Below are 26,097 nucleotides of genomic sequence, written 5' to 3'. Positions count from 1 at the left end.
AGGTCTAGCGAGTATCGTAGCTATATTCTAAACTGGTGCTATGTCCAACACCGCATCCCTCGAACCGGCGACGCACCTTGCGTTGCTGGACGAGTGGGTCGAGCTCGAGCGGCAGAAGGCGGTGCTCGAGGCGCGGGCCGCAGACGTGCTCCATCGGCGGTGGATGCTGATGGAGAGCGACATCAGCGAGGCGCCGCTGCACCGTGAGGCGATCTGGCGATCGATGATCGCCGAGTTCTCGGCGGCGGGCCGAGTCGCCAAGGGTACCGTCGAGCACGCGTTCTGTGATGCGCACGCGGTGCACGAGGAGTTCCCCGCGCTGCGCGCAGCATTCGAGGCGGGAGTGGTGCGTGCCGCACATGTGCGCGAGGTCGTGCGCGCGAGCTTCGTGATCACCGAGGCGATTCGCGATGGCGTCGTGGATGCCGACACCCGTGAGGTCTTCGAGGCGGCCGCCCTCGTGGTGGCGGAGCGCGAGACGCCGGCGCGTACGCGCGCGCAGGTGGCCGAGATCGCCGCCACCCTGGCGCGCGAGACCGTGGTCGAGCGGCATACGCGCGCCCGCGAGGAGCGGTGTGTGACGGTTCGCTCCGTGGGCGACGGACTCGCGCTGCTGCAGGCGGTGTTGCCCGAGCACCTCGCCACGGCGATCCTCGACCGCCTCACGCGCATCGCTCGTGACCTGCGGCGCCACCCGGAACGCCGTGACCCCGTCTTCGATGTCATCGACCCGGCCGATGACGCATCCACCGACCCCGACTTCGTCGAGCCAGACGGCATCTTCGGCGACCTGGGCTGGTGCCCCGGCGACGAGATGCCCCGGCCGACCGACCCGCAGCTCGACCCGAACAGCACGTCGATCATCCAGGTGGCCGCCGACGATCGCACGACGGATCAGGTGCGCGCCGACATCTTCACCGATCTGCTGCTCGCCGCCGATCCGAGCGAGGCGCACGGCAGCGGGCTCGACAACATCCAGGGCCATATCCAGGTCACAGTCGCGGCGACCACGCTCGCCGACCTCGACGACGCGCCGGCGCAGCTCGACGGTCACGGTCCACTGCACCCTGACGCCGCCCGCGCCGTGGCCGGCCGCAACACCGGATGGACGCGGCTGTTCCTCGACCCGACCGGGCTGGTCTGCGAGACCGACACCTACACGCCCACCGAGGCGATGCGCCGCTTCCTCAAGGCGCGAGATGAGCACTGCCGCTTCCCCGGGTGCCGCATGCCGGTCTGGCGCAGCGAGATCGACCACAACCAGGACTGGGCGCGCGACGGACGCACGGCGACCGACAATCTCGCCCACTTCTGCAAGGCGCATCATGTGCTCAAGCATCCCGATGTACCCGACGGGCACCGCTGGACGGCGAGGCAGCTCCCCGACTGGAGCGTCGAATGGACGAGCCCGCAGGGCCGTACCTACACCGACCACGCGCCGAGACGGGTCATGTTCGTTCCGTCCGGGCTGTCGGGTCAGGGTGATCCGCACGAACGCGAGAACGCCCTCGATCCGTTGCGGCAGAGGCCGGCGACGGCACCTCCGCCGGCAGTGTCCCCTGAGCCCGCAGCTGTCGTCGCACCGTTCTGACTCGCGCGCAGGGCCGGCGTGCGCGGCCCGTCAGCGCCCGCGCCGGACCTGCGCCCTCACGTCTGAACGGCTTGGACTCGATCGCTGACGTCCAAACGCGCCGCCAATGATTGGCGGGCGCGAGCGAGTCGGGTGCGGGCGCTCGAGCCCGGCATCCCGAGAAGGGCGGCCGCCTCTTCGATGCTGAAGCCCTCCCAGTGCACGAGCATCAGCAGCTCACGGTCCCGCTCGGGCAGCATGCGAACCGCCTCGCGCACGGCGCGCTGCTCGGTGTCTTCCGGGCCGCCGATCTCTCTGATGCTCAGGAGGGCGGCATCTCGCAACTGCTCCGCTGCCGCGGCATCACGCGCGGTGCGGATGCTGAAGGTGCGCCGCCCCGCCCGCAGCACCGTGCGGGCGACGCCGAACGCCCACCGCCGAGCGCCCTCCGGATCGTCCGGGATCCGGTCAGGGCGACGAGCGAGGGCGAGCAACGTCTCGCCCAGCAGGTCAGCGGCATCCTCCCGGTTGGGGACGCGCCGCACGAAGTACGCCAGCAGCCCCGCCGCCTCCGCGCCGACCAGGCGCGTCAGCCGATCCCGCGCGTCAGCCACGGCCGGTGCACGTCTCTGCCAGCAGCAGCGCGGCAGTGACGTCCTGATCGAAACCGGCTTCGGCCGCTTCGGCGCGCACCGCGTCGAGCATCAGCGACGTCGCCGTACCGTCCCCGCCATGTGCGCGGAGGATCTCGGATGCCTCGTCATTCCAGTCCTGTGCCTGCGCCCAGGCGGCGACCTCGTCATAGTCGGACTGGGCGAACGTCGTCGGGAACTTCACCGAAGCGTCGGTGGGGAAGGTGGCGAAGACGAAGTACGTGGGTGTCTCCTCGGACGCGACGGCCTCATCGGTGAGTCCGATCAGCGGCCCCTTCTCGACCGACGCCACCTCCACATTCCACACGTCGACGTAGCCGTCGTGGTCGGTGTCCTCGCCGATCGTGTCGACCGGTGTCATCCACAGGGCAAGGCCGCAGGTGTCCCCGTCGGCATTGAACACCGGCCCGGAGGTCGCCAGCGGCCCGCCGCCCTCCCAATTGCCGAAGTCGATGCTCAGAGCGCCGCTGGCAAGCGCGACACCCGGCGCGACGATGAGCGCACCCGCGGCGCCGGCCGCGAGCCACAGGCGGCGACGGCGTCGAGGGCGCACCTCACTGAGGGCGTAGCGGCGCGCCGCCGAGGCGAGCGCACTGTCGTGCGAAGGTTCACCCGCGGCAGGGTCTGCGGCGCGGAGCCGCAGGAGGTCGTTGTCCATGTCCGTCTCCCGATCTGTCGTGTTACCGGGTTCATGTCAGGTTTCCCGCATTTCGTCCCAGATTCCGTTCAGTGACCGGGAAGGGACCGAAACTACCGCCCCGCGCGCCTGCGCAACCGCTCCTCCGCCAACCGTGGCAGCGCGATCTCGCGCGCGCTCTGCAGGGCGGTCGAGATCGCCCCGGTGAGCACGATGTCGGCACCGAGTTCCGAGCGCACAAGGTCCGGTGCCGGCAGATGCAGGATGCCGCGGGCCGTGCGCCGCGCCGACTCGAGCACCGGCTCGATACCGTCGGCGATCGCACCGCAGATGATCACGCGCTCCGGGTCGAACATGTTGCTGAGCACCGCGATCGCACGCCCCAGGCGCCGACCGACGGCATTCGCGACCCGCTGGCCGTCGGGGTCTCCCGCCGCCGCCAGCGCGAGCACGTCGCGCGCCTCGAACGGCTCGGGCAGTGCCAGCAGCGCGCTCGCCGGATCCAGGTCACCCGCGTCCCGCAGCTTCTCGGCCTCGGTCACCGTCACCGGCCCGAGCCCGAACACCGAGTCGACACCGCGCACCGAGTCGAACACGAACATCTCGCCCACGCCACCGTGTGCGCCATGCAGCAGGTGCCCGTCGACGACCGCACCCGCACCCAGCCGTTCGCCGGCCAGCAGGGCGATGTAGTCGCGGCATCCGATCGCCGCGCCGATCGACCCCTCGGCGGTGGCCGCGAGCTGCGCATCATTCTTCACCTGCACCACCGGCGCCCAGCCGGCGAGCAGGTCGACCAGTCCGGGATTCGTCCGCTCCCAGAAGTTCTCCGGATGCGGCGGTGATGACCCATCTCGCGCGACCGGCGCCGCCACCCCTGCGCACAGCGCGAGTACGTCATCGTGGGCGACACCGGATGCCGCCAGCGCCGCCTCCAGCTCGTCGAGGATCGCCCGGCGCCGCTGCCCCACCGAGTGCTCGGGGTCGAGGTCACTACGGCGGCGCACCAGCTCGGTTCCATGCAGGTCAGCCAGCGCCACCGAGAGGTGGGTGTCGCCGGCATCCATCGCGATCACCGCGCCCAGATCGCGGGGCAACTCGAACCGTCGCGCCGGCCGCCCGGCACGGTACTCGCCGGCATCCCTGGCGTTCGGCAGCTCGTGCAGCACATCGATACCGACGAGCGTGTCGATCGCATCGATCGTCGTAGAACGGGTGAGGGATGCCGCCGTCATCGCATCGCTCGCGGTGAAGGCCGTGCGCCCCCACGCGAAATCCAGCACCGGGCCCAGGCTGGCGCGTCCGGTGCCGAGATCGGGGGCAGTGGGGGTCACGGGTCTTGACCTTTCGGCGGGTGCTCTGTCAGAGTATGCCGTACGCATTTGATTCGGTGAGTAAATCTACTAATCGAACCTAATGACGGCCGGTAGGGACGCCGGCCACGACAGGAGGGACGACGGTGTCTTCAAGATCACGACGAACGTTGCGCGCAGGCGCGGCCACCGCGGCAGTGGTGCTCGCCGCCGCCGGCCTCGCCGGCTGCTCGGCTGACGGCCGAGAGACGATCCGCTTCACGTTCAGCAAGCGCGAGGCGCTCGAGTTCATGACCGAGCTCGTCGCCGAGTACAACGCCTCACAGGACGACGTCGAGGTCGTCATGGACACCTCGGGTGTCGACGTCGTCTCCGCGAGCTTCGTGCGCGGCAACCCGCCCGACATCATGCTCGCCAACTACAACTACGAGATCGCCCGCTTCGTGCAGCGCTGCGCCCTCACCGACCTCGCCGACACGGAGGCCGCGGCCAGCACGCGCGAAGACCTGCAGCCGCTGATGGATCAGTACGGCTACTGCGAAGGTCGCACCAGCGCCCTGCCGTATTCGGTCATGGCGGCATCCGTCATCTACAACAAGCAGATCTTCGAAGACAACGGCCTCGACGTGCCGCAGACGTGGGACGAGCTCATCGAGGTCGCCGACACGCTGCAGGATGCCGGCGTCACTCCGTTCTACGGCACCTTCAAAGACGACTGGACCGTCGGCCAGGGCTGGTACGACTACTCGCTGGGCGGCTCGATGGACGTCATCGAGTTCTTCGACGGCATGGCCGCCGAAGGCACCGAGGTCGGCCCGGACTCGGCCGTGTCGTTCCAGAAGGACTACGCCGAGCCGATGGACAAGATGGTCCAGCTCGCCGCATACACCAACGAAGACGCCAACAGCCGCGGCTACGGCGACGGCAACCTCGCCTTCTCCAACGGCGAGGCCGCGATGTACCTGCAGGGTCCCTGGGCCTTCAGCGAGATCGCGAAGACCGCCCCCGACCTCGAGCTGGGCACCTTCCCGCTGCCGATGACCGACGACCCGGCCGACCTGGCCGTGCGCGTCAACATGGACCTCGCCGCGATGATCCCCGAGGGATCGCGTCACCAGGATGCCGCGCGCGACTTCCTCGAGTACCTCTACCTGCCCGAGAACATCGAGGCCTACAACGCCTCCCAGCTCGGCTTCACGCCGACGACGGATGCCGCAGCCCCCGACGACCCGCGCGTGGAGGGAATGATCGAGTACTACGAGAACGGCCAGATCTACCAGGGCCCCTCGGTGCTCGTGCCCAAGACCATCCCGGTCTTCAACTACGCGCAGGCCATGATCCTCGGCGGAAGCCCGGAGTCGTACCTGCGCACCATGGATGCGGACTGGGCACGCGTGGCCTTCCGCGCCCCCGCCCCCGCGAGCGACGCCGACGCGGCGGCCGAGACCGAGGAGTCCGCACGATGAGCACCACGAGCACCATCGTCACCGCCGGCGACCGCACCACGCGGCGCAGCCGCCGACGCGTCGAGCCGATCTACTACCTGTTCCTGCTGCCGAGCCTGGTGCTGTTCACCCTGGCGATCACCGTGCCCGGTGTGATCGGCATCTTCTTCAGCTTCACCGACTCCATCGGCATCGGCGACTGGAGCTTCAACGGGCTGACGAACTACATCGCCCTCTTCAGCGACCCGGCCATCCTGCAGAGCTACCTGTTCACCTTCGGATTCTCGATCGCCACCGTGATCGTCGTGAACGTGGTCGCCTTCCTGCTCGCGGTCGGGCTCACCTCTCAGATCCGCTTCAAGACCGGGCTGCGCACGATCTTCGTGATCCCCATGGTGATCTCGGGCATCATCATCGCCTACGTCTTCAACTTCCTCTTCTCCAACTCGGTCCCCGCCGCCGGCACCGCCCTCGGCATCCCGTGGCTCGAGACCAGCCTCCTCGCCAACCCCGACCTCGCCTGGGTCGCGATCGTGATCGTGACCGCCTGGCAGGCCATCCCCGGCACCATGCTCATCTACATCGCGGGTCTGCTCGCGGTGCCGGGTGACGTGTACGAGGCGGCATCCATCGACGGCGCCACCAAGCGTCAGCAGCTGTTCCGCATCACCCTGCCGCTGGTGGCCGGGTACGTGGTCATCAACGTGATCCTCGGCTTCAAGGGCTTCCTGAACGCCTACGACATCATCGTCGGTCTGACCAACGGCGGCCCCGGCACCTCCACCCGCAGCATCGCGATGACGATCATCGCCGGGTTTAACGGTGGCGACTACGCCTACCAGATGGCCAACGCGACGATCTTCTTCATCGTCGCCATCCTCATCTCCCTCCTTCAGCTTTCGCTGACCCGCGGAAGGAACGCACTCTGATGTCGCAGGCACTGATCACCCCCGAAACCAGCCTCTCCACCGAGGCGATCGCCACCGGGCGACGCAAGCCCCGCGTGCGCATGGAGAAGGTGAGCTGGTCGACGACCATCATCCTCATCCTCTGCGCTGTGACCGTGCTGCTGCCGCTGTACGTCACCATCACGATGGCGTTCAAGACCACAGGCCAGGCAGTCGACGGTCAGGCGTTCTCGTGGCCGGCACCGTTCAGCATCGAGGGCTTCGTCGAGGCGTGGAACCTCACGAAGTTCCCCGTCGGCGCGAGCATCTCGCTGCTGGTCACCGCCGGCACCGTGATCGCGACGATCATCCTCGCCGCGTTCGCCTCTTATGCGATCGTGCGCAACTGGGATCGCCGCCTCTTCCGCTGGTCGTTCTTCTACCTGCTGGCGGCCATGTTCATCCCGTTCCCCGTCGTCGCACTGCCGCAGATCCAGCTCACCGGCCGGGTCGGCCTCGACAATCCGCTCGGGGTGGTGATCCTCGCCACGATGTTCCAGCTCAGCTTCAGCGTGCTGCTGTTCACCGCGTTCCTGCGGTCGATCCCGCTCGAACTCGAAGAGAGCGCCCGCATCGACGGTGCCACCACCTGGCAGACGTTCTGGAAGCTCATCTTCCCGCTGCTGGCGCCGATGAGCGCCACGGTCGGCATCTTCGCTTTCCTCTACGCCTGGAACGACTTCATGATGCCGTCGCTGATCATCTCGGATCCGGCCCTGCAGACCCTTCCGGTGCGGCAGAACCTGTTCCAGACTCAGTTCAGCAACAACTACAACGTCTCGTTCGCCTCGTACCTCATGGCCATGGCCCCCGCCATCGTCGCCTACCTCTTCACTCAGCGCTGGGTGATGGAGGGCGTTACCCAGGGCGCCGTCAAGGGCTGATCCTTCGATACCCCCAGAAAAAGGAGCACCACCCCTCATGACCGACGCGCTTCTCGTTGAGGCACGCAGGGCCGACACCGCCGCCTGGTGGCGTCAGGCCGCCGTCTACCAGATCTACCCCCGCAGCTTCGCCGACGCCTCCGGCGACGGCATCGGCGACATTCCGGGCATCCTCTCCCGCGTCGACTACCTTGCCGAGCTCGGCATCGACGCGGTCTGGCTGAGCCCGTTCTATCCGTCGGCGCTCGCCGACGGCGGGTACGACGTGGCCGATTACCGTGACGTCGACCCGCGCCTGGGTACTCTCGCCGACTTCGACGCGCTGGTCGCGGCGCTGCATGAGCGCGACATCAAGGTCGTCGTCGACATCGTGCCCAACCACACCTCCGACCTGCACGCCTGGTTCCAGGAGGCGCTGGTCGCGGGGCGCGGCTCGGCCGCGCGTGACCGGTACATCTTCCGCGACGGCACCGGCGTCGACGGCGCCGAGCCGCCGACCGACTGGGTCTCCACCTTCGGTGGCGGGGCGTGGGAGCGTGTCGCCGACGGGCAGTGGTACTTCCACCACTTCGCCGTCGAGCAGCCCGACCTCAACTGGGCCAACCCCGAGGTGCGCGCCGATTTCGTGAGGACCCTGCGGTTCTGGTCGGACCGCGGCGTCGACGGATTCCGCATCGACGTGGCGCACATGCTCACGAAGGACCTCACGGAGCCGCTGCCAAGTCGCGCCGAGCTCGAAGCCCTCGAGCGTGGCACGGGGGATCACCCGCTGTTCGACCGCGACGACGTGCAGGACGTGTACGCCGAGTGGCGGGCGGTGTTCGACGAGTATGACCCGCCGCGCACGGCCGTCGCCGAGGCCTGGGTGGCCAGCCCCGAGCGTCGGGCGAAGTACGCCTCTGCGGAGGGGCTCGGCCAGGCGTTCAACTTCGACCTGCTCGAGGCCGACTTCGATGCCGCGCAGTTCCGCGACATCATCACCGACAATCTGCAGCAGGCGAAGCAGACCGGCTCGTCGACCACGTGGGTGCTCTCCAACCACGACGTCACCCGCCACGCGACCCGGTACGGCCTGCCCGCTCTGAACGGACGACCGGTCAAGCAGGGCACCGAGTGGGTCGCCGCCGGCGGACCCGCCGAGCAGATCGACCGGGAGCAGGGGCTGCGCCGCGCACAGGCGGCCAGCATGCTGCTGCTCGGCCTGCCCGGCAGCACGTACCTCTACCAGGGCGAAGAGCTCGGTCTGCACGAGGTGGCCGAGATCACCGACGCGCAGCGCCAGGATCCGGCCTTCTTCCGCGGCGGGGAATACGACGGCCTCGGCCGGGACGGATGCCGCGTGCCGCTGCCCTGGTCGGCAGACGGGTCGTCCTTCGGGTTCGGCGCTGACGGTGCGCACCTGCCGCAGCCGGCCTGGTTCACCGACTTCGCGGTGGCGGTCGAGGATGCCGATCCGGACTCGACCCTCAACCTCTATCGTCGCGCTCTGCACCTGCGCCACGCGCTGCAGACCGACGAGGAGCTGGCCTGGGAGCCGACCGGACGCGATGACGTGCTGCGCTTCGCGCGGCCGGGCGGGTGGACCGTGGTCACCAACTTCGGCACGGAGCCGTATCCGCTGCAGCTGGGGGAGGGACGCGTGGTGCTGGCCACCACGCCCCTGCAGGACGGCGCCGTTGCCGGTGAGTCGACGGTCTGGATCGTCGAACACTGAGCACGACCGGAGACTGGATGCCGGCTCACCCTGCAGCGGGGGTGGGTCGGCATCCGTGTTTCCGCTGGCATCCATCACCCCCGCTAGTTGAGAACGATTCTCATATGCATTAGCCTCGAGACATGACCCGACGCCTCCCCGCTCTCGCCCTGACCGCTGTCGCCGCCCTCACCCTCGCCGGATGCTCCTCGGCCGACGGGGCCACGACGGCAGGCGAGACCGCCGAGGACGGCACGGTCTCGGTCGTGGCATCCACGAACGTCTACGGCAACCTCGCCGCCTCCATCGGCGGCGACCACGTCGAGGTCACCTCGCTCATCGACTCCGCCGCGAAGGATCCCCACTCCTACTCGGCGACCGCCCGCGATCGCCTCGCCGTGCAGAACGCCGACCTCGTCATCGAGAACGGCGGCGGCTACGACAGCTTCATGGACGAACTGCGCGAGGGCTCGGATGCCACCGTCATCATCGCCGCCGAGTACGCGCACGACTACCCTGACGCGGTCATCGAAGAGGAGCCCGAGGAGCACGCGGAGCACGAGGGCGACGACCACGACCACATCGAGGGCTTCAACGAGCACGTCTGGTTCGACGTGCACACGATCACCCACGTCGTCGAGCAGATCGCCGCCGATCTCACCGCGATCGACCCGGAGGGGGCTGCCGATTACGAGGCGAACGCCGCCGAGCTGATCGCCGAGCTGGGCGCGATCGAGACCGAGCAGGAGGCCCTGCACGAGAAGGTCGAGGGCGACCCGGTGATCATCACCGAACCGCTGCCCGGTCCCCTGGCCGCTGCCGTCGGCCTCGACGACGTCACCCCCGAAGGCTTCGCCTCAGCCGTTGAAGAGGGCAACGACGTCGCGCCGGCCGTGCTGCTCGACGCCCTCACTCTCATCGAAGACGGCAATGTCGACGCGGTGCTCAGCAACGCCCAGACCGGCGGCGCCGAGACCGACCGCGTCGAGGAGGCCGCGAAGGATGCCGGCATCCCCGTCGTCGGATTCACGGAACTGCTCGCCTCCGATCAGTCGTACGCTGAGTGGATGCGCGCCGCGATCACCGACCTCGCCGCCGCCCTCGACAAGTGAGCGGCGCCCCCGCGCCCCTGTTGCAGATCCAGGGGGCGGCGCTCCGCCGTGGCGACCGCGAACTGTGGTCAGGACTCGACCTTGACGTTCATCCCGGCGAGTTCATCGCCGTACTCGGCCCGTCCGGCTCGGGCAAGACCACTCTGCTGCGCAGCATCCTGGGCCTGCAGCCGCTCTCGGCGGGCAGCATCCGCCTCGACGGCGCCCCGGTGCGCCGTGGCGACCCCCGCATCGGCTACGTCGCTCAGCAGCGGTCTTTGCCCGTCGACACGAGCATGCGCGCCCGCGACCTCGTCGCCCTCGGCGTGCAGGGCACCCGGTTCGGGTTCCCGATCCCGCGTCGCGGTGACCGCGCTCGCGTCGATGGCCTGCTCGAAGCCGTCGGGGCGACCCGCTTCGCCGAGCGCAGGGTCGGGCTGCTCTCGGGCGGCGAGCAGCAGCGGCTGCGGGTCGGGCAGGCGCTCGCCGATGATCCGGTGCTCCTGCTCTGCGATGAGCCGCTGTCGAACCTCGACCTCGCCAACCAGCGCGGGGTGACCGAGGTGATCGAGCGGCAGCGCCGTGAGCGGGATGCCGCCGTGCTGTTCGTCACCCATGACGTGAACCCGATCCTGGGGCTCGCCACCCGCATCCTCTACATCGCCGGCGGCCGGTTCGTGCTCGGCACCCCCGACGAGGTGCTGCAGACGCGGGTGCTCACCGACCTGTACGGCACCCCCGTGTTCGTGCTGCGTGCGGGCGACCGGCTGGTCGTCGTCGGCACCCCGGATGCCGAGGCGCGCCACGAACACGATGAGGACGGTCTGGAATGATGCCGTTCGCGATCGACTGGAGCGACGTGTTCTCGTTCCAGGACTACGGAGCCCTGCTCGCCCTGCTGTCGAACTCGATCATCGCCGGAGCGGTGCTCGGCCTCGTCGGTGGCCTCGTCGGCGTCTTCGTGATGCAGCGCGATCTCGCCTTCGCCGTGCACGGCATCAGCGAGCTATCCTTCGCCGGCGCCGCCGCAGCCCTGCTGTTCGGTGGGAGCGTCGTGGCCGGCTCCCTCGCCGGCGCCCTCGTGGCAGCGATCCTCATCGGGCTGCTGGGCGCCAAGGCCCGCGACCGAAACTCGATCGTCGGTGTGCTGATGCCCTTCGGCCTGGGTCTGGGCATCCTCTTCCTATCGCTCTACGACGGGCGCAGCGCCAACAGCTTCGGCCTGCTCACCGGCCAGATCGTCTCGGTGTCGAGCCCCGATCTCGGGTGGCTGATCGGCATCAGCGTGATCGTGCTGCTCGGTCTGCTGCTGATGTGGAACCCGCTGCGTTTCGACTCGCTCGACCCCGAGTCGGCCGCCGCTCGAGGCGTGCCGACGCGGGTGGTGGGCCTGGCCTTCATGGTGTTGCTCGGACTCATCGTCGCCGTCAGCGTGCACATCATCGGCGCCCTGCTGGTGATGGCGCTGCTGGTCACCCCGGCCGCCGCAGCCATGCGCGTGACCGCAGGGCCGGTCGCCGTGCCCGTGCTGGCCGCCCTGTTCGGTTTCGTCTCGGCCGTCGGTGGCATCCTGCTGGCGCTCGCCGGCACCTTGCCGGTGAGCCCCTACATCACGACGATCTCGTTCCTCATCTACGCCGTGTGCTGGGTCATCGGGCGCCGCCAGCAGCGCGTGCGTCGTCTCTGAGCGACGTCACAGATCGACGCGGGTGTCTGCGCGTGCCCACTGGGTGAGATCATTGATGCGGGGGCCAGGAGTACACATCAGAGAGGTGTCGCCATGAGCGATTCACACACGCCCAACGAGTCCCCACAGGGAGACTTCTTCGACCAGCTGCTGGTGAATGCTCCCCGTGAGCACTCATCGTTCACGCAGGCATTCCGGGGCTACGACAAGGCCGAGGTGGATGCCGCTATCGCGACGCTCCGCGATCAGCTCGCCCGGGTCTCGGGCGATCTCGAGAAGGTCGAGGCGCGACACCGTGCCGAACTCGAGCGCGCGGAGGCCGTCCGCGCCGAGGAAGCGGAGCGGGCGCAGGCGGAGAACCTCGAGCAGATCTCCCGCCTCGAGGACGAGCTCGCCGCGGCCCGTGCCGAGGCGCAGAATGCCGCCGCGCAGGTGCAGACCCTGACGGCCGAGCTGACCGAGGCGCCCGCCGGCGACGACGAGCCGCAGAACCGCGCCCAGTTCGAGGCCGTGCTGCGCGTGGCCGAGGAGCAGGCGGGTGTGCTCATCCGTAACGCCGCCACCCAGGCCGAGCGCCTGCTTGCCGCCGCCCGCGAGGAGACGGAGGCCAAGCGCGCCGAGCTCGAGGCCGATATCGCCCGGATCGCTACGCAGGCGCAGCACGACGCCGACCAGGTGCGGCTCAAGATCGACACCGAGTACACCGCGCACCAGGCGCGTCTGGAGCGCGAGGGCGCGCACGCCGCCGAGAAGGTCGTGCAGGCCGAACGCGAGGCCGCGACCGTCCGCACCGAGGCCGAGAAGGGCGCCGCCGCGCTGCGCGCGATGGTCACCCGCGAGACGACCGACCTGCGGGCGGATGCCGAGCGTGAGGTGCGCGAGATGAACGCCCGGGTGCTCGAGTTCGAAGAGACCCTCACCCGCCGCCAGGACGACGCCCAGCAGGAGTTCCTCGTGCTGCACAACCAGGCCGTCGCGCACGCCGAGCGCATCACCGCGGATGCCAACGAGCAGGTGGCCGCGTCTCTCGAGCACGCCAAGCGCATCTCGGCCAAGGCCGAGGACCACGAGCGACTCATGCGCACGCAGGCGCAGGCCGTCGAGGCGGCGGCCCAGGTCAAGGCACGCGAGACGCTGGAGCGTGCGCGGGCCAAGGCGCAGAAGATCGTCGAGACGGTCACGACGCACGCCACCGGGGTGCTGCGCGATGCCGAGGATCGCACCCGCCAGCTGCGCTGGCAGCAGCAGCAGATGACCAGCTTCATGGCCGAGGTGCGTGAACTGGTGCGCCCCGACGGCATCCTCGCCGGTGCCACGGCAGATGCGGATGCCGACGCAGATGCGGATGCTGACGCAGCGGAGCTGGCATCCGACTCTGTTGCATCCGACTCGGACGCATCCGACGAGTCGAACGACTGACGATCGCACGGGGATGCGCCGCTCCCAGCCCCGACCGAGCGGCGCGCCCTAGACTCGATGCATGGCTCAGCGGAACACCTGGCAGCGCGAGCGCGTGCGCGATGCGCTCGCCGACGCCCGCGGCTTCGTCAGCGCCCAGTCGCTGTACGCGGGACTCCGTGAGGCCAACACCGGCATCGGGCTCGCCACGGTCTATCGGGCTCTCGCGGGTCTCGCCGCCTCGGGCGAGGCCGACTCACTGCAGAGCCCCGAGGGCGAAGCGCTGTATCGCGCCTGCACGACGCAGGGCCACCACCATCACCTGATCTGCCGCAACTGCGGCCTCACGGTCGAGATCGAGGCCAAGGACGTCGAGCAGTGGGCGCAGCGCACCGCCGCCCTGCACGGTTTCCGTGAGGCCGAGCACGTCGTCGACATCTTCGGGCTGTGCGCTTCGTGCTCCAACCTGCGCGACAGCGAGGCCACCGGGTGACCACGGGGACCCGCACGGCGCCGACCCCGCACCGCCACGCACCGACCCGGCGCGTCTCCCCGCTGACGGGGGCGGGCATCGGGCTCGGCATCCTCGCCGTGCTGGTGCTGCTCGACCTCTTCGCACCTGCGCTGTTCCCGACGGGTCTGCCCACGCGTCTGCAGGACGGCCTGACGCTCACGCTCAGCGTGCTAATCGAGGCGCTGCCGTGGGTGATCCTCGGCGTCGTGCTCTCGATCGTCGTGCAGGTGTGGCTGCCGTCGGATGCCGTCCAGCGCTGGCTCCCGCGCAATGCCTGGGGCCGGCGGGCGGTGCTCTCCGCGCTCGGCATGTTCATCCCCGTGTGCGAATGCGGCAATGTGCCCTTCGCCCGCGGCCTGATGATGCGGGGCCTTTCGCCCTCCGACGCGCTGACGTTCCTCATGGCCGCGCCCATCGTGAACCCGATCGTCATCCTCACCACCCATGCCGCGTTCGGCTGGGACGGTGGCATCCTCATCGCCCGACTGCTCGGCGGCTACGCGATCGCCAACCTCATCGGCTGGATCTACAGCCGTCACCCCGACCCGCAGGGCATGCTCACGCAGCGTTTCGTCGCCACCTGCGAGTACGTGCAGCACGAACCGGGCACCCCGGTGCGCCGCAGCCTCACCCAGTTCCTCGTCGAGCTGCGCGCGGTCATGCCCGCCCTCGTGATCGGCTCGGTGCTCGCGGGTGCCGTGCAAGTGCTCGTGCCCAGAGACGTGCTCATCGCGATCGGGTCAAACCCGGTGTTGTCGATCCTCGCGATGGTCGCGCTGGCGATGACCGTCGCGATCTGTTCGAACGTCGACGCGTTCTTCGCGCTGTCGTTCGCCTCGACCTTCTCCTCTGGCGCGATCATCGCCTTCCTGCTGGTCGGTCCCGTCGTCGACGTGAAGATGATCGCGCTGCTGCGCACCACGTTCACCGGCCGGATCATCGCCGGCATCGTCGGCGTCGTGATCCTCGCCGCCTGCGCGATCGGGATCGGGGTGAACGTCTTTGTCTGACCGCACCCGCTCGCTCGTGAACCGGTGGCTCGGCGTGGGCCTGGCCTCGGTGATCGCCGTCGTCACGCTCGGGCTCGGCCTCACCGGTCGCCTGAACCTGTACATCAGTCCCGACACCGTCTGGTTCGCGTGCATCTCGGCCGTGATCACGCTCGCCATCGCGGTGTGGACCTGCACGCTGCCCTTGGGCGCCGAGGGCGATCACGGGCACGATCACGGGCACGCGCCTGTCGACGACGGTGGGGAGGCCGGTGCGGATGCCGGCGCCAGGCGGCCCCTCGCGACCGCCGCTGTCGTCTCGGGCGGTGTGATCGCCACCGGTACGGTCGTGGCCGCGCTGCTGCTGCCGCCGGCGTCGCTGTCGGCTGAGCTGGCGATGTCCCGCGCAGGCGAGGCCACCGTGCTCTTCGACGGAGCAGACACCGTCGCGCTCGGCGTCGCCGATACGACGACGTTCGGGGTCGGCGAATGGGCGAGCGTGTTCGCCACCGCCACGCGGCCCGAGGCCTACGACGGCGCGACGGTGACGCTCACCGGTTTCGTCACCCCGGCCGAGGCGGGCGAGGTGAACCTCACGCGCATGGTCATCACGCACTGTGTGATCGACGCGCGACCGGCATCCGTGCCGGTCGCGGCGGCGGACGGGGACTACGCGGCGGGCGACTGGATCGAGGTCACCGGTACGGTGCGGGCGGATGCCGATGGCACGCTGCGCATCGAGCCGACCGAGGTCGTCGCGATCGATGAGCCGAAGGATCCGTATGAGTACTGACGGATCCGGTGAGCAGCCCCTCACCCGGGCGCAGTTGCGGGCGCTCCGCGCCGAGCAGGACGCTCAGGACGCTTCGACAAGCTCAGCGACCCAGCAGAACCAGGTCCCTGAGCGAGCGCAGCGAGACGAAGGGCCCGCCCTCACCCCTCCGGTCCCTGAGCGAGCGCAGCGAGACGAAGGGCCCACACCTACCCCTCCGGTCCCTGAGCGAGCGCAGCGAGACGAAGGGCCAGCCCCCACACCCTCGGTCCCTGAGCGAGCGCAGCGAGACGAAGGGCCCGCCCTCACCCCCGCGGTCCCTGAGCGAGCGCAGCGAGACGAAGGGCCCGCCCCCACCCCTCCGGTCCCTGAGCGAGCGCAGCGAGACGAAGGGCCAGCCCTCACCCCCTCGGTCCCTGAGCGAGCGCAGCGAGACGAAGGGCCGGCCCCCTCGCGCCGGTTCCGTCTCGGTATGCTCGCCACCCTCGGCGTCCTCGCCGTGCTCGTCGTGAGCTTCGGCGTGGTCAGCCTCGTCCAGGGCCCACGGCTCAGCAGCGTCGACGTCAACGAGGCACAGGCGATCGACACGTCCGGCAGTCGGGTCATCCTCACCGCCAACCAGTCCCTTGCCGCGATCGACCCCGACCAGGTCACGGTCGAACCTGCGGTGCCGTTCACGGTCGATGCAGCGGGCCGCAATGTCGGCATCCGCTTCACCGTCCCGCTCGATGACTCGACGACCTACACCGTCAACGTCGCCGGGGTGACGTCGTCGGGCGGCGGGCCGAGCGCCGACCTGTCGACGACCTTCCGCACGCCCGCCTCGTCGATCTTCCTGCTGCAGCGCGGCTCCGGCGACGTAGACGACAAGATCTTCGCGACAGACCTCACCGGCGAAGCCGGGGTGCCGGTGTTCACGCATCCCCGCATCAGCGACTTCCGCGCGACCCCCGAGCTGCTCGTGGTCGCCGTCGAAGAGGCGGACGGCGCGGGCTCCCGCCTGCTCGTGATGCGCCGAGACGGTAGCGGGGTGCGCGAGCTCACCCTGCCCGGAGAGGGCTACATCTCCAGCGTGCAGGTCTCCGACCGCGGCGGCCTCGTCGGCTACAGCTACTCCGACCGTGAGCTCACCGACACCACGGGACGTGCGAGCGTGCTGGTGACTCAACCGCTCAGTGGCGAGGCCGAACCGCGCGTGGTGCAGGTCGCCGACAAGGATGCCAGCGTCGCCGACTGGCAGTTCGTTCCCGACTCCTCCTCGCTGCTGTTCATCGACTTCGACGGCGCGCTCTCCGTCGAAGACCCCACCGGCGACGCCGGTGTGCAGTCGATGGGGCTGGCGGCGAGCATCCTCGGCATCAATCGCGGCACCTACACGGCGATCGTCGAACTCAACGACGCCTCGTACGTCGAGCTCGACCTCACCAACGGCGAGACGCAGCCGCTCGAGGCATCCGACCCCGACTACGGCCCCGCGACGACCATCGTTCCGCTGCCCGACGGCACCCTGCGCCACGTCGTGCAGCGCACGGAGGCGGGCATGCCCACGGGCCAGGCCGTCATCCGGGTCGACGAAGACGGCAAGGCCGAACCCATTGCCGAGGTGAGCGGCACCGACGCCATCCTGCAGGTGTGCGCCTCGCCGAGCGGCCAGTACGCCGCGATCACAGTCGCGCCCGATCTGCCGAGCAACGACTACGACGACCTGCTGCTGCCCCTGCCGACCACGCTGCACACCCAACTGATCGACCTGTCCGACGGTTCGACGATGGTCACCCTCGAAGGTTTCGACGTGTCGTGGTGCAGCCTGCCCCCGAGCCCGTAAGCGCGCGGCCCGTGTCGACCGAACGGATGCTTCGCCGCGCGACCCGCGCCGATCTCGACGCCCTGCCCGTCGAGGTCGCCCCGCGGCTGCTCGGCGCGGAGCTGCGCACGGTCGTCGATGACGAAGAGGTGCGCTTGCGCATCACGGAGGTCGAGGCCTACCACGGCCTCGGCACCGGTGATCGTCCCGACCCCGGTTCGCACGCCCGCATGGGCCAGACCGCGCGCAACGCCACGATGTGGGGTGAGGCAGGGCACCTGTACGTGTACCTCAGCCATGGCATCCATTCCTGCGTGAACGTCGTGTGCGGCCACGACGGCAGCGCCGGCGGTGTGCTGCTGCGTGCGGCCGAGGTCGTCAGCGGGACGGATGCCGCGATCGCCCGCTCCGGACGCCACGGGCGTGATCTGGCGCGCGGACCCGGCCGTCTCGGCCAGGTGTCTGGCCTGCGGCATCCGCGTCACGACGGCATCGATGCGGTCACCGGCGAGCCGTGGCACGGCGCCCGTGCCGAGCTGTGGCTGGGCGAGCCGATCGCAGGCGTCGCCAGCGGTCCGCGCGTCGGCGTCGCCGGTGAGGCGGGCACCGCGGCGTTCCCGTGGCGGTTCTGGATCCCTGGCGACCCGACGGTGTCGCCCTTCCGCTGGGGGAGGGGCGCAGCCGAGGCGGCCGCGGCCCGCCAATGAGCGGGTCAGGCGTGCGTCAGTCGCGGCCCGGTGTGCATCCGCACGACTCGCGCACGCGCAGTTCCGGCACGAACTCGCGCAGCCCCGGGTCTGGCGTGGGGTTGAGCAGGACGCTGATCGCCGCATCGGCGATCTGATCCAGCGGCTGCACGGCGGTCGTCAGACGCGGCCACACGTAGTCGGCGGCGGTGATGCCATCGAACGAGGCCACGGCGATGTCCTCCGGCACGCGCACCCCGCGCTCGCGCAGGGCGGCGAGCATGCCGATCGCGATCTGATCGGATGCCGCGAACACGGCTCGGGGCCGCGGCGAGGCCTCGGCCAGGCGCACGCCGGCGGCGTAGCCGCCCTCGTACGTGAACGAGGTGTGGATGAGCAAACCGCGCTTGAGCTGCGCGGCGCTGAGTGCGTCAGCCCAGCCGCGCTCACGGGCGTCATAGCGCGCCGCGCTGCCCACGAAGGCGATGTCCTGGTAGCCGTGCTCGATCAGGTGCTCCACGGCGGCACGGGTGCCTGCGGCCAGATCGACGCTCACGGCCGGCAGGGCGTCGGTCTCGCCGAACGGGCCGATCACGACTGTCGGCAGGCGCAAGGACTCCACCAGGGCCTGCTCGCTCGCGGTGAGCGCGACCGAGATGATCAGACCGCTGATCTGCCGGGAGGCGAGATCGCGCAACTGCTCTGCCGTGTCGGCCTGCGTGCGGTCGGAGTTCACGATCAGCAGCGAACGTCCGGCCTGCGTGCCTCGCTGGTCGAGCGTGTGGCACAGCTCGGCGAAGAACGGGCTGCGGTTGTCGTGCACGACCAGACCGAACATGTCGGCCGAGCCCTTCGACAGTGCGCGTGCGGCCGCGTTCGGGCGGTAGCCCAGTACGCGCACGGCATCGAGCACGCGTTCCTTGGTCAGCACGGCCACGGGTTTGGGGCCGTTGTTGAGCACGTAGCTCACCACGGCGGTGCTGACGCCGGCGTAGCGCGCGACGTCTGCTCTGGTCACCGAACGGCTGCGGTGTTCATCGATCATTGGGTTCACCCATGTCGGGAATCGTAAGCCGTTCTCCGCCGCGACGCGCCGATTCATGCGCGATGACACCCGGAAGCGTAAATCTTGCGGCCTGCCAGGCGTTCACAGGGGGCAGTACTTCATCGGTGACCGCGCGCACGAAATCGTCGACGAGGAAGTGGTGGCTTCCCTCGTGCCCGTTGTGCAGCGGGCGCAGCTCCTCGGGGATCCGCTCGAGATCGTGGATCTTCGCGTACCCCGAGATGAAGGCGTCGCGCAGCGCGGGCGCCACGTTCGCCAGCGTCGGGTCGTCGGCCGAGATCGAGGCGTGCGTGTCGATGAGGTCGGAGATGTCCTCCACGCCCTCCTTGGTCTGCCAGACGCTGGTCAGCGCCAACTGCTCGAACGACCCCTCGGTGCCGAACCAACGGAACCGCGACTCGCGCAGATGCGAGGGGTAGCCGACGCGGCGGAACTCGTTCACGCGCATCGAACCGCCGCCGTCGAGCTCGAACAGCGCGGTCGCGTTCGAGAAGTCGTTGTCGAACTGGCTCACCGCGCGGTCGAACACGCCGTCGCCGCGCTGGTCGACCGTTCCCACGGCCGAGACGGCGGTGGCATGGGTGGGCCAGGCGCCCAGTACCCCGCCGATCGAATGCGTGGGGTAGAGCAGGGGTGGGTAGCTCGCCGTTGACTTCCAGCCCTCGCCGCCCGAGAACTGGTAGGCCTCGTAGAAGCCGAGGTCCATGTCGTGCACGTAGTCGCCCTCGCCGTAGAACAGGCGACCGAACGCGCCCTCGGCGACCTTCTGGCGGGCGAAGACCGTGGCCGGGTTGTAGTAGCTGGTCTCACCCATCATGTAGGTCAGCCCGGTCTCGCGGACGGCCTCGATGATCGCGCCGATCTCGTCGACGCTGATCGCCATCGGCACGGCCGAGTACACGTGCTTGCCGGCGCGGAGTGCCCGCACCACCAGCGGACCGTGGGTCCAGCGCTGGGTGAAGATCGCGACGGCGTCGATCTGGGGAGAGGCGATCATGTCCTCGAAGCTGGCGAAGGTGCCCGCGAGGCCGCTGGCCTGTACGAGGTCATCTGCGCGGTCTGAGATCACGTCCGTGACGTGGACAGCCGAGACACCGGGGTGGTGCTGAAATAGGGCGGCGAACTGGCCGGAGAACTGGCCTGCGCCGACAACTCCCACAGTGAAGGCCATATTCGGCAGTCTTCCATCGGCTGTCTACGGGTGTCAAACATGTCTACGGGTGTCAAACACCGGAGTGATCCCGGAACCCTTGCCCCCTAAGAAAAAGGTTCCGGGATCTTGTCCCCCAGCGATCTACGCGGGTAACGTATCACGGAGAGGCCATTAAGCGCCATGCTGAATATCGAAGACGATGATGTCTTACGACAGTGAGGTTAGAAAACATGACGAAACGCATAGCCGGCCTGGCCGTCTTCGCGGTGGGCGCGCTCGCGCTCAGCGCCTGCAGTCCCGCTGCGACCGATGGCACAGATGGCGACACCGTCACTCTCGAGATGCAGACGAACTTCGGTGCGACCGACCCGTCGCTGAAGGTGCTCGAAGAGATCACTGACGCCTACCTGGCCGACAACCCCGACATCGACATCGAGTTGGTGCCGTCGACCGAGACCTACGAGGCCGACATCAAGGTGCGCCTCGCGTCGGACGACAAGCCCGACATCTGGGCCACGCACGGTTGGTCGCTGCTGCGCTACGCCGAGTTCCTCGAGCCGCTCGACACGCAGCCGTGGGCGAAGAACTTCAATGAGGCGCTGGCGCCGGCGATGAAGGATGCCGAGGGGCACTTCTACGCCCTGCCCATCGACACCGACGTGGCCGGCATCGTCTACAACCGCACGGTGCTGGAAGACGCGGGCATCGACCCCGCCACGCTCACCGACTGGGCTGCCTTCGAGAAGGCCATGCGCGCGCTGAAGACCGCGGGGGTCACCCCGCTGTCGTCCTCGGGCAAGGACAACTGGTTCGCCGGCAACATCGCCGACTTCATGGCATCCGGCGACTTCGACCAGGCCACCCTCGACGGGTTCGCCGACGGCACGTTCGATGAGGACGGGTACGCGCGGATGCTCGGACACGTGCAGACCTGGCAGCAGGACGGGCTGATCAACCCCGACTACTCCTCGGCGACCACCGACGACCTGGGCCGCGCGCTCGCTGAGGGCGACACGGCGTTCATCTTCGTGCAGAACTACCTCGTCGCCACGGCGCTCGGCTTCAACCCCGACGCCGACCTCGGCTACATGCCGATCCCGTCCGAGAGCGGCGACCCGTTCCTGGTCGGCGGTGAGGGACGCGCCTACGGCGTCGACAAGGACTCGCCGAACAAGGAGCAGGCGCTCGACTACCTCGACTACCTCGCCCAGCCGGAGAACCTCTCCAAGCTCGCTTCGGCGATCGGTGGCGTTCCTGGTCTGACCGACGCCGACAGCGATCTCGGCATTCTGACCGCGAGCTACGAGGAGTTCGTGCAGCCCGGTGACCTGCCGCTCCAGCCGTACTTCGACCGCGTGTACCTGCCCAACGGCATCTGGGACACGATGGTCACCACCACCGATGGTGTTCTCACTGGACAGATGTCCCCGGAGGAGGCAACGGCGCAGATGAAGTCGAGTTACGACTCTCTGCGATGACCGTCGCCGCACAGGCGACGGGGCCGCACGCGAAGCGGGGAACCCGGGGGGCCGTTCCCCGCTTCGCAGGCCGAAGTCTCAATCTGCTGTACCTGCCCGCACTTCTCGTGCTGGGCGTCTTCATGCTGTGGCCGCTGGTCAACGGCATCCTGCTGTCCCTGACCAACTGGAACGGCTACAGCGCCCACAGTGAGGTCGTCGGCGGCGAGAACTATCTGCGCCTGCTGGAGGACCCGAACTTCCACACCGCCCTGATCAACACGCTCATCTACGGTGTCGGCTCGACGCTGCTGCAGCAGGTAGTCGGTCTCGGCCTCGCCCTCGCGCTGGATCGTGCGGTGCGGGGGCGCAACGTCGCCAGAGCGATCATCTACCTGCCCGTGCTCGTCTCGCCCGTGGTGATGGGCACGATGTACTACCTCTTCTTCGCCTACAACTCCGGCGGGCTCAACGACCTCGCCATCGCGCTCGGCGGTGAACGCACCGCGTGGCTGAGCGACTCCGGCATGGCCATCCTCGTGATCGTGCTGGTGAACTCGCTGCAGTTCGTCGGCATCTCGATGGTCATCTACCTAGCCGGGCTGCAGTCGATCCCGCCCATGTACGCCGAGGCTGCCCGGCTCGACGGCGCCTCCGACGCTCAGATCTTCTGGAACATCACGCTGCCCATGCTGCAGCCGGCCTTCGCCACCAGCGTCGTGCTCAACCTCATCGGCGGTCTGAAGCTGTTCGATGTGGTCCAGGTGCTCACCGGGGGCGGCCCCGGCTATTCCACGAACTCGGTCTCGACCCTCATCGCCAAGATGTACTTCGGGAACCAGAGCGCCGGTTACGCCGCCGCGATGGGCGTCGTGCTGTTCGCCCTCATCGCCATGCTCACCCTCGTGTTGAACACCGCCCTGAACCGTCGACGGCTGGACAAGCTGTGAGCACCCAGACCGCACAGCGCAGCGCCTGGCTCCCGCGCGTGGCCATCGGAGCCGGCGTCCTCGCCGCCGTGCTGCTGCAGCTGCTGCCGTTCTACATCACTCTGACCACCTCGGTGAAGGCGCGCAGTGACCTGTCATCGCAGTGGCTGCCGCCGACGGACTGGTACTGGCAGAACTTCGTCACGGCGATCGAGGACGGCGGCATCCTGCGCGCGATCGGCAACAGCGCGATCGTCACCATCGGCACCACCCTGCTCGTCTGCGTGCTCGGTGCGCTCGCCGCCTACCCGCTCGCACGCCGCGCGACGGTGGGCAACACGCTGGTGCTGGCGGGCGTGATCGGGCTGATCATGGTGCCGCCGCTGTCGATCCTCGTGCCGCTGTATTCGATGATGAGCAAGCTCGGGCTGGTGAACACGCACATCGGGACGATCCTGGTGATGACGGCGCTGCAGCTGCCGCTGGCGATCTTCCTCTACACAGCGTTCATGCGAGCGTTGCCGGTGGAGATCGAAGAGGCTGCGTCTGTCGACGGGGCACGAGGGTTGCAGCTGCTCTTTCGGGTGGTCTTCCCGATGCTCAAGCCCGTGACCGCGACGGTCATCATCCTCACCGGGGTGGCGGTGTGGAACGAGTACGCGATGAGCGTGTACCTCATGCGCAGTCCCGAGATGCGTACCATCGCGCCCGCGATCAGCTCGTTCTTCGCGACCTCGTCCAGCGATCTGGGGGCGGCGGCCGCGGCATCCCTGCTCTCGGTGCTGCCTGTGCTGCTGGTCTATCTCGTCTTGCAGCGCTACTTCATCAAGGGCATGGTGGCCGGGTACGAGAAGTGACGGCGCGCGTGATAGACTCGTTCTTTGTCTGCGCGCTCTCCTGTGCGCAGTTCGTGTGCTGCCGCTCCCCGATTCCCTCCGGATGACAGGCGACGGCACGCAGACAAGGGATCTTGGGTGGGGCCGTCCGGCCTCACGGTAATGAAGGAGTCATCATCATGGCAGCAGTGTGCCAGGTGACTGGAGCTGTTCCCGGCTTCGGTCACAACGTCTCGCACTCGCACCGCCGGACGAAGCGTCGCTTCGACCCGAACGTGCAGAAGAAGACCTATTTCGTGCCGTCGCTCGGCCGTAAGATCACCCTGAACGTGTCCGCCAAGGGCATCAAGGTGATCGACGTGCGCGGTATCGAGAGCGTGGTCAAGGACCTCCAGGCGAAGGGTGTGAAGCTCTAATGGCCAAGAAGGCTCAGGACGTTCGTCCGATCATCAAGCTCCGTTCGACGGCGGGCACCGGTTACACCTATGTGACCAAGAAGAACCGTCGTAACACCCCGGACCGCCTCGTGCTGAAGAAGTATGACCCGGTTATCCGTCAGCACGTCGATTTCCGTGAGGAGCGCTAAACATGGCGAAGAAGAGCAAGATCGCTCGTAACGAGCAGCGCAAGGTCATCGTGGAGCGCTACGCAGCGCGTCGCGCTGAGCTGAAGAAGACCCTGGTCGACCCGAACGCGACCGACGAGGCCCGTGAGGCTGCCCGCGTCGGCCTGCAGAAGCTGCCCCGCAACGCGTCGCCGGTGCGCGTGCGTTCGCGCGACGTCATCGACGGCCGCCCCCGCGGTGTCCTCACGAAGTTCGGCATCTCGCGTGTCCGCTTCCGTGACATGGCACACCGTGGTGAGCTGCCCGGCGTGACCAAGTCGAGCTGGTAAGCATCGCCTTCAGGGGCGGGGTTCTTCGGAACTCCGCCCCTTTTGCATGCGCGCCGCGCGCGCCCGCACCCGCTTTGGGGAGGAGTTCTCTGTGTCGGGAGGAGCCTGGGCGCAGCATCCTCCTCCCATGACAGAGAACTCCTCCCCAAGCTTGTCTCTGCACAGGTCGGCCTTCTCGGGGCCTTGTCCACAGAACCCGCGTAGGGGTGCGTCGCGCGCGCTGCGCACACCGCAGAGTGGAGCGATGGATGCCATCGCCACGCTTCGCAGGCACGGGGGAGTCGCCCGTGTGCGCACTCTCACACGACTCGGCGTGAGTGCACACACTCTTCGGCGCGAGCGGGAGCGGGGACAGATCTCGTCCATCTGCCGTGGCTGGGTGGCGTTGCACGACGCGGATGCCATGCTCGTCGCGGCCGCACGTCGGGGAGTCGTGCTCAGCTGCGTGACGCTCGCCGCCCGTCGGGGGCTCTGGGTGCTCGAGCACTCCGAGCCGCATGTGGCTGCGCGCCCGCATTCCGGACACGCCGCCGCAACGCGCGGGGTGGTGCATTGGAACCTGCCGATCTTCCCGCGGGATCCGGAGTTATGCGAGGACTCGCTGGAGAACGCCCTCGTACTGATGGCCGGATGCCAGCCCCACGAGGCAGCACTGGCGACGTGGGAGTCTGCCGTGAAGAAGGGTCTGGTCAGTCTCGACGCCTTGAGTCGGGCGCCACTCCCGCCCGCGGCGCGGGCCCTGGTCGATGAGGCGCGGCCGTTCGCGGATGCAGGTACGGAGACCATCTTCTTCACTCGCCTGAGCTGGATGAACGTGCGCATCTTGCCGCAGATCTGGTTGTTCGGCCACCGTGTGGACTTCCTGATCGGTGAGCGCCTGGTCGTGCAGATCGATGGAGCTCACCACGTGGGCGCGCAGCGAACGAAGGACATCCGCCACGACGCCCTGCTGAAGCTCCACGGCTACCACGTGATCAGAATCGGGTACGACCAGCTGATCAACCACTGGCCCGATGTGCAGGGCATGATCATGGACGCCGTCGCGCAGCGACTGCACCTTCCCGACTGACTTCTGGTGGGAGGAGATCTCCGGCTGGGGAGGATGCTGGCCCCCGAATCCTCCTCCCGACACTGAGGACTCCTCCCAAGACTGCGCGACGAGCCCCGAAACGCCCCGAAATCTGTGACAGATGTGACGAAAGTGAAGCGACACGCCACCAAAAACCCCCAAAACCCGCGAAATGACGCGGAAATGGGGGTGGGCGTTGATACATTCGAGGCGGTCACTCGACCAACGGCGGGCATCCGCCGAAATCAACACGATGCGACGGGACCCTCGTCGCTGGAGGATGACATGGCTGACAAGTCCATCACCAAGACCGAGCTCGTCGCGAGCATCGCTTCCGCCACCGGCGAGAGCCAGGCCACCGTCTCGCGCGTCCTCGACTCGCTCTTCGGCACCGTCTCCGACGCTGTTGCCAAGGGCAGCAAGGTCTCGATCCCGGGCTGGATCTCCTTCGAGCAGGTCGCGACCGCCGCTCGCACCGGCCGCAACCCGCAGACCGGCGCCGAGATCAAGATCCCGGCCGGCAAGCGCGTCAAGGTGACCGCTGGTTCGAAGCTGAAGGCTGCCGTCAAGTAAGGCACCCAGACTCAGGGCCGTTCTCCTTCGGGGGAGC

27 protein-coding genes are annotated in these 26,097 nt (G+C 68.5%); 22 read left to right on the top strand and 5 right to left on the bottom strand.

From position 1 onward, the window contains the following. Positions 1 to 40: 40 nt before the first annotated feature. Positions 41 to 1,591 (top strand): HNH endonuclease signature motif containing protein, encoded by a 1,551-nt coding sequence (locus WDU93_RS02580; RefSeq protein ID WP_337317060.1) that lies wholly within the window; start codon positions 41 to 43, stop codon positions 1,589 to 1,591. 56 nt (positions 1,592 to 1,647) lie between these two features. Here the strand turns inward: WDU93_RS02580 and WDU93_RS02575 are convergent, their stop codons facing one another. The 3 genes from WDU93_RS02575 to WDU93_RS02565 all read right to left on the bottom strand — a co-directional run bounded on the left by WDU93_RS02575 (position 1,648) and on the right by WDU93_RS02565 (position 4,194). Then, positions 1,648 to 2,184, bottom strand: a complete 537-nt coding sequence (locus tag WDU93_RS02575) for an RNA polymerase sigma factor (protein ID WP_337317058.1) — start codon at positions 2,182 to 2,184, stop codon at positions 1,648 to 1,650. After that, entirely contained in the window at positions 2,177 to 2,881 is a 705-nt protein-coding gene (locus WDU93_RS02570; RefSeq protein WP_337317056.1) for a hypothetical protein, read from the bottom strand. The genes WDU93_RS02575 and WDU93_RS02570 overlap by 8 nt, the downstream gene beginning before the upstream one ends. A 92-nt stretch (positions 2,882 to 2,973) precedes the next feature. Further along, entirely contained in the window at positions 2,974 to 4,194 is a 1,221-nt protein-coding gene (locus WDU93_RS02565) for an ROK family protein (protein WP_337317052.1), read from the bottom strand. 125 nt (positions 4,195 to 4,319) lie between these two features. On the opposite strand from WDU93_RS02565, the gene WDU93_RS02560 reads away from it, so the two are divergent. The 13 genes from WDU93_RS02560 (at position 4,320) to WDU93_RS02500 (ending at position 18,104) form a co-directional block, all read left to right on the top strand. Then, positions 4,320 to 5,639 (top strand): ABC transporter substrate-binding protein, encoded by a 1,320-nt coding sequence (locus WDU93_RS02560; protein ID WP_337317049.1) that lies wholly within the window; start codon positions 4,320 to 4,322, stop codon positions 5,637 to 5,639. Further along, a complete protein-coding gene (locus WDU93_RS02555) occupies positions 5,636 to 6,547 on the top strand; it encodes a carbohydrate ABC transporter permease (protein WP_337317047.1) in 912 nt (303 codons plus the stop codon). Before WDU93_RS02560 ends, WDU93_RS02555 begins: the two co-directional genes overlap by 4 nt. Further along, a complete protein-coding gene (locus WDU93_RS02550) occupies positions 6,547 to 7,449 on the top strand; it encodes a carbohydrate ABC transporter permease (RefSeq protein ID WP_420064033.1) in 903 nt (300 codons plus the stop codon). Before WDU93_RS02555 ends, WDU93_RS02550 begins: the two co-directional genes overlap by 1 nt. Positions 7,450 to 7,486: 37 nt before the next feature. Then, positions 7,487 to 9,163 carry a glycoside hydrolase family 13 protein gene (locus tag WDU93_RS02545; RefSeq protein ID WP_337317045.1) on the top strand — a complete coding sequence of 559 codons (1,677 nt, stop codon included), beginning with the start codon at positions 7,487 to 7,489 and terminating at the stop codon, positions 9,161 to 9,163. A 122-nt stretch (positions 9,164 to 9,285) separates the two neighbouring features. Continuing rightward, positions 9,286 to 10,254 carry a metal ABC transporter solute-binding protein, Zn/Mn family gene (locus WDU93_RS02540; RefSeq protein ID WP_337317043.1) on the top strand — a complete coding sequence of 323 codons (969 nt, stop codon included), beginning with the start codon at positions 9,286 to 9,288 and terminating at the stop codon, positions 10,252 to 10,254. Beyond that, a complete protein-coding gene (locus WDU93_RS02535) occupies positions 10,251 to 11,066 on the top strand; it encodes a metal ABC transporter ATP-binding protein (RefSeq protein WP_337317041.1) in 816 nt (271 codons plus the stop codon). The genes WDU93_RS02540 and WDU93_RS02535 overlap by 4 nt, the downstream gene beginning before the upstream one ends. After that, positions 11,063 to 11,920 (top strand): metal ABC transporter permease, encoded by an 858-nt coding sequence (locus WDU93_RS02530; protein WP_337317039.1) that lies wholly within the window; start codon positions 11,063 to 11,065, stop codon positions 11,918 to 11,920. The genes WDU93_RS02535 and WDU93_RS02530 overlap by 4 nt, the downstream gene beginning before the upstream one ends. Positions 11,921 to 12,013: 93 nt before the next feature. Further along, entirely contained in the window at positions 12,014 to 13,339 is a 1,326-nt protein-coding gene (locus WDU93_RS02525) for a DivIVA domain-containing protein (protein ID WP_337317037.1), read from the top strand. Between the two features lie 61 nt (positions 13,340 to 13,400). Continuing rightward, a complete protein-coding gene (locus tag WDU93_RS02520; RefSeq protein WP_337317035.1) occupies positions 13,401 to 13,811 on the top strand; it encodes a Fur family transcriptional regulator in 411 nt (136 codons plus the stop codon). After that, positions 13,808 to 14,842, top strand: a complete 1,035-nt coding sequence (locus WDU93_RS02515) for a permease (protein WP_420064032.1) — start codon at positions 13,808 to 13,810, stop codon at positions 14,840 to 14,842. Before WDU93_RS02520 ends, WDU93_RS02515 begins: the two co-directional genes overlap by 4 nt. Next, positions 14,835 to 15,614: a TIGR03943 family putative permease subunit gene (locus WDU93_RS02510; RefSeq protein ID WP_337317034.1), complete on the top strand. Its 780-nt coding sequence runs from the start codon at positions 14,835 to 14,837 to the stop codon at positions 15,612 to 15,614. The genes WDU93_RS02515 and WDU93_RS02510 overlap by 8 nt, the downstream gene beginning before the upstream one ends. A 451-nt stretch (positions 15,615 to 16,065) precedes the next feature. After that, positions 16,066 to 17,418 (top strand): Ig-like domain-containing domain, encoded by a 1,353-nt coding sequence (locus tag WDU93_RS02505; RefSeq protein WP_337317032.1) that lies wholly within the window; start codon positions 16,066 to 16,068, stop codon positions 17,416 to 17,418. 26 nt (positions 17,419 to 17,444) lie between these two features. After that, positions 17,445 to 18,104 (top strand): DNA-3-methyladenine glycosylase, encoded by a 660-nt coding sequence (locus WDU93_RS02500; protein ID WP_337317030.1) that lies wholly within the window; start codon positions 17,445 to 17,447, stop codon positions 18,102 to 18,104. A 16-nt stretch (positions 18,105 to 18,120) separates the two neighbouring features. Here the strand turns inward: WDU93_RS02500 and WDU93_RS02495 are convergent, their stop codons facing one another. Beyond that, positions 18,121 to 19,128: a LacI family DNA-binding transcriptional regulator gene (locus WDU93_RS02495; protein WP_337317027.1), complete on the bottom strand. Its 1,008-nt coding sequence runs from the start codon at positions 19,126 to 19,128 to the stop codon at positions 18,121 to 18,123. Next, the gene (locus WDU93_RS02490) at positions 19,118 to 20,320 is read right to left on the bottom strand and encodes a Gfo/Idh/MocA family protein (RefSeq protein ID WP_337317025.1); all 1,203 of its coding nucleotides are present in this window, start codon (positions 20,318 to 20,320) and stop codon (positions 19,118 to 19,120) included. Before WDU93_RS02490 ends, WDU93_RS02495 begins: the two co-directional genes overlap by 11 nt. Before the next feature lie 212 nt (positions 20,321 to 20,532). Here WDU93_RS02490 and WDU93_RS02485 point away from each other — a divergent pair, with 212 nt between their 5' ends. The 8 genes from WDU93_RS02485 to WDU93_RS02450 all read left to right on the top strand — a co-directional run bounded on the left by WDU93_RS02485 (position 20,533) and on the right by WDU93_RS02450 (position 26,060). Next, entirely contained in the window at positions 20,533 to 21,780 is a 1,248-nt protein-coding gene (locus WDU93_RS02485; protein WP_337317022.1) for an ABC transporter substrate-binding protein, read from the top strand. Beyond that, complete coding sequence (locus WDU93_RS02480) at positions 21,777 to 22,709, top strand: carbohydrate ABC transporter permease (protein WP_337317019.1); 933 nt, start codon at positions 21,777 to 21,779, stop codon at positions 22,707 to 22,709. The genes WDU93_RS02485 and WDU93_RS02480 overlap by 4 nt, the downstream gene beginning before the upstream one ends. Further along, positions 22,706 to 23,545 carry a carbohydrate ABC transporter permease gene (locus WDU93_RS02475; protein ID WP_337317016.1) on the top strand — a complete coding sequence of 280 codons (840 nt, stop codon included), beginning with the start codon at positions 22,706 to 22,708 and terminating at the stop codon, positions 23,543 to 23,545. Before WDU93_RS02480 ends, WDU93_RS02475 begins: the two co-directional genes overlap by 4 nt. A 158-nt stretch (positions 23,546 to 23,703) precedes the next feature. Next, on the top strand, positions 23,704 to 23,940 hold the full coding sequence (gene rpmB / locus WDU93_RS02470) for a 50S ribosomal protein L28 (protein ID WP_337317014.1): 237 nt from the start codon (positions 23,704 to 23,706) through the stop codon (positions 23,938 to 23,940). Then, positions 23,940 to 24,110, top strand: coding sequence for a 50S ribosomal protein L33 (rpmG, locus tag WDU93_RS02465; protein ID WP_337317011.1), 171 nt, complete (start codon positions 23,940 to 23,942; stop codon positions 24,108 to 24,110). Before rpmB ends, rpmG begins: the two co-directional genes overlap by 1 nt. Positions 24,111 to 24,112: 2 nt before the next feature. Continuing rightward, positions 24,113 to 24,418: a 30S ribosomal protein S14 gene (gene rpsN, locus WDU93_RS02460; protein WP_337317007.1), complete on the top strand. Its 306-nt coding sequence runs from the start codon at positions 24,113 to 24,115 to the stop codon at positions 24,416 to 24,418. 244 nt (positions 24,419 to 24,662) lie between these two features. Then, entirely contained in the window at positions 24,663 to 25,487 is an 825-nt protein-coding gene (locus WDU93_RS02455; protein ID WP_337317004.1) for a type IV toxin-antitoxin system AbiEi family antitoxin domain-containing protein, read from the top strand. Between the two features lie 285 nt (positions 25,488 to 25,772). Beyond that, entirely contained in the window at positions 25,773 to 26,060 is a 288-nt protein-coding gene (locus WDU93_RS02450) for an HU family DNA-binding protein (protein ID WP_285638350.1), read from the top strand. Positions 26,061 to 26,097 lie beyond the last annotated feature (37 nt).

Source organism: Microbacterium istanbulense (assembly GCF_037204145.1).
Classification (GTDB): domain Bacteria; phylum Actinomycetota; class Actinomycetes; order Actinomycetales; family Microbacteriaceae; genus Microbacterium; species Microbacterium istanbulense.
The sequence above is the reverse complement of the archived record's forward strand: the minus strand, read 5'-3'. Positions and strand labels throughout refer to the sequence as shown.

Coding starts and splice junctions, on each gene's coding strand:
- rpmB (WP_337317014.1), top strand. CDS start 23,704: ATGGCAGCAGTGTGCCAGGTGACTGGAGCTGTTCCCGGCTTCGGTCAC.
- WDU93_RS02480 (WP_337317019.1), top strand. CDS start 21,777: ATGACCGTCGCCGCACAGGCGACGGGGCCGCACGCGAAGCGGGGAACC.
- WDU93_RS02455 (WP_337317004.1), top strand. CDS start 24,663: ATGGATGCCATCGCCACGCTTCGCAGGCACGGGGGAGTCGCCCGTGTG.
- WDU93_RS02525 (WP_337317037.1), top strand. CDS start 12,014: ATGAGCGATTCACACACGCCCAACGAGTCCCCACAGGGAGACTTCTTC.
- WDU93_RS02570 (WP_337317056.1), bottom strand. CDS start 2,881: ATGGACAACGACCTCCTGCGGCTCCGCGCCGCAGACCCTGCCGCGGGT.
- WDU93_RS02545 (WP_337317045.1), top strand. CDS start 7,487: ATGACCGACGCGCTTCTCGTTGAGGCACGCAGGGCCGACACCGCCGCC.
- rpsN (WP_337317007.1), top strand. CDS start 24,113: ATGGCGAAGAAGAGCAAGATCGCTCGTAACGAGCAGCGCAAGGTCATC.
- WDU93_RS02485 (WP_337317022.1), top strand. CDS start 20,533: ATGACGAAACGCATAGCCGGCCTGGCCGTCTTCGCGGTGGGCGCGCTC.
- WDU93_RS02520 (WP_337317035.1), top strand. CDS start 13,401: ATGGCTCAGCGGAACACCTGGCAGCGCGAGCGCGTGCGCGATGCGCTC.
- WDU93_RS02505 (WP_337317032.1), top strand. CDS start 16,066: ATGCTCGCCACCCTCGGCGTCCTCGCCGTGCTCGTCGTGAGCTTCGGC.
- WDU93_RS02530 (WP_337317039.1), top strand. CDS start 11,063: ATGATGCCGTTCGCGATCGACTGGAGCGACGTGTTCTCGTTCCAGGAC.
- WDU93_RS02555 (WP_337317047.1), top strand. CDS start 5,636: ATGAGCACCACGAGCACCATCGTCACCGCCGGCGACCGCACCACGCGG.
- WDU93_RS02540 (WP_337317043.1), top strand. CDS start 9,286: ATGACCCGACGCCTCCCCGCTCTCGCCCTGACCGCTGTCGCCGCCCTC.
- WDU93_RS02490 (WP_337317025.1), bottom strand. CDS start 20,320: ATGGCCTTCACTGTGGGAGTTGTCGGCGCAGGCCAGTTCTCCGGCCAG.
- WDU93_RS02500 (WP_337317030.1), top strand. CDS start 17,445: ATGCTTCGCCGCGCGACCCGCGCCGATCTCGACGCCCTGCCCGTCGAG.
- WDU93_RS02580 (WP_337317060.1), top strand. CDS start 41: ATGTCCAACACCGCATCCCTCGAACCGGCGACGCACCTTGCGTTGCTG.
- rpmG (WP_337317011.1), top strand. CDS start 23,940: ATGGCCAAGAAGGCTCAGGACGTTCGTCCGATCATCAAGCTCCGTTCG.
- WDU93_RS02495 (WP_337317027.1), bottom strand. CDS start 19,128: ATGATCGATGAACACCGCAGCCGTTCGGTGACCAGAGCAGACGTCGCG.
- WDU93_RS02550 (WP_420064033.1), top strand. CDS start 6,547: ATGTCGCAGGCACTGATCACCCCCGAAACCAGCCTCTCCACCGAGGCG.
- WDU93_RS02450 (WP_285638350.1), top strand. CDS start 25,773: ATGGCTGACAAGTCCATCACCAAGACCGAGCTCGTCGCGAGCATCGCT.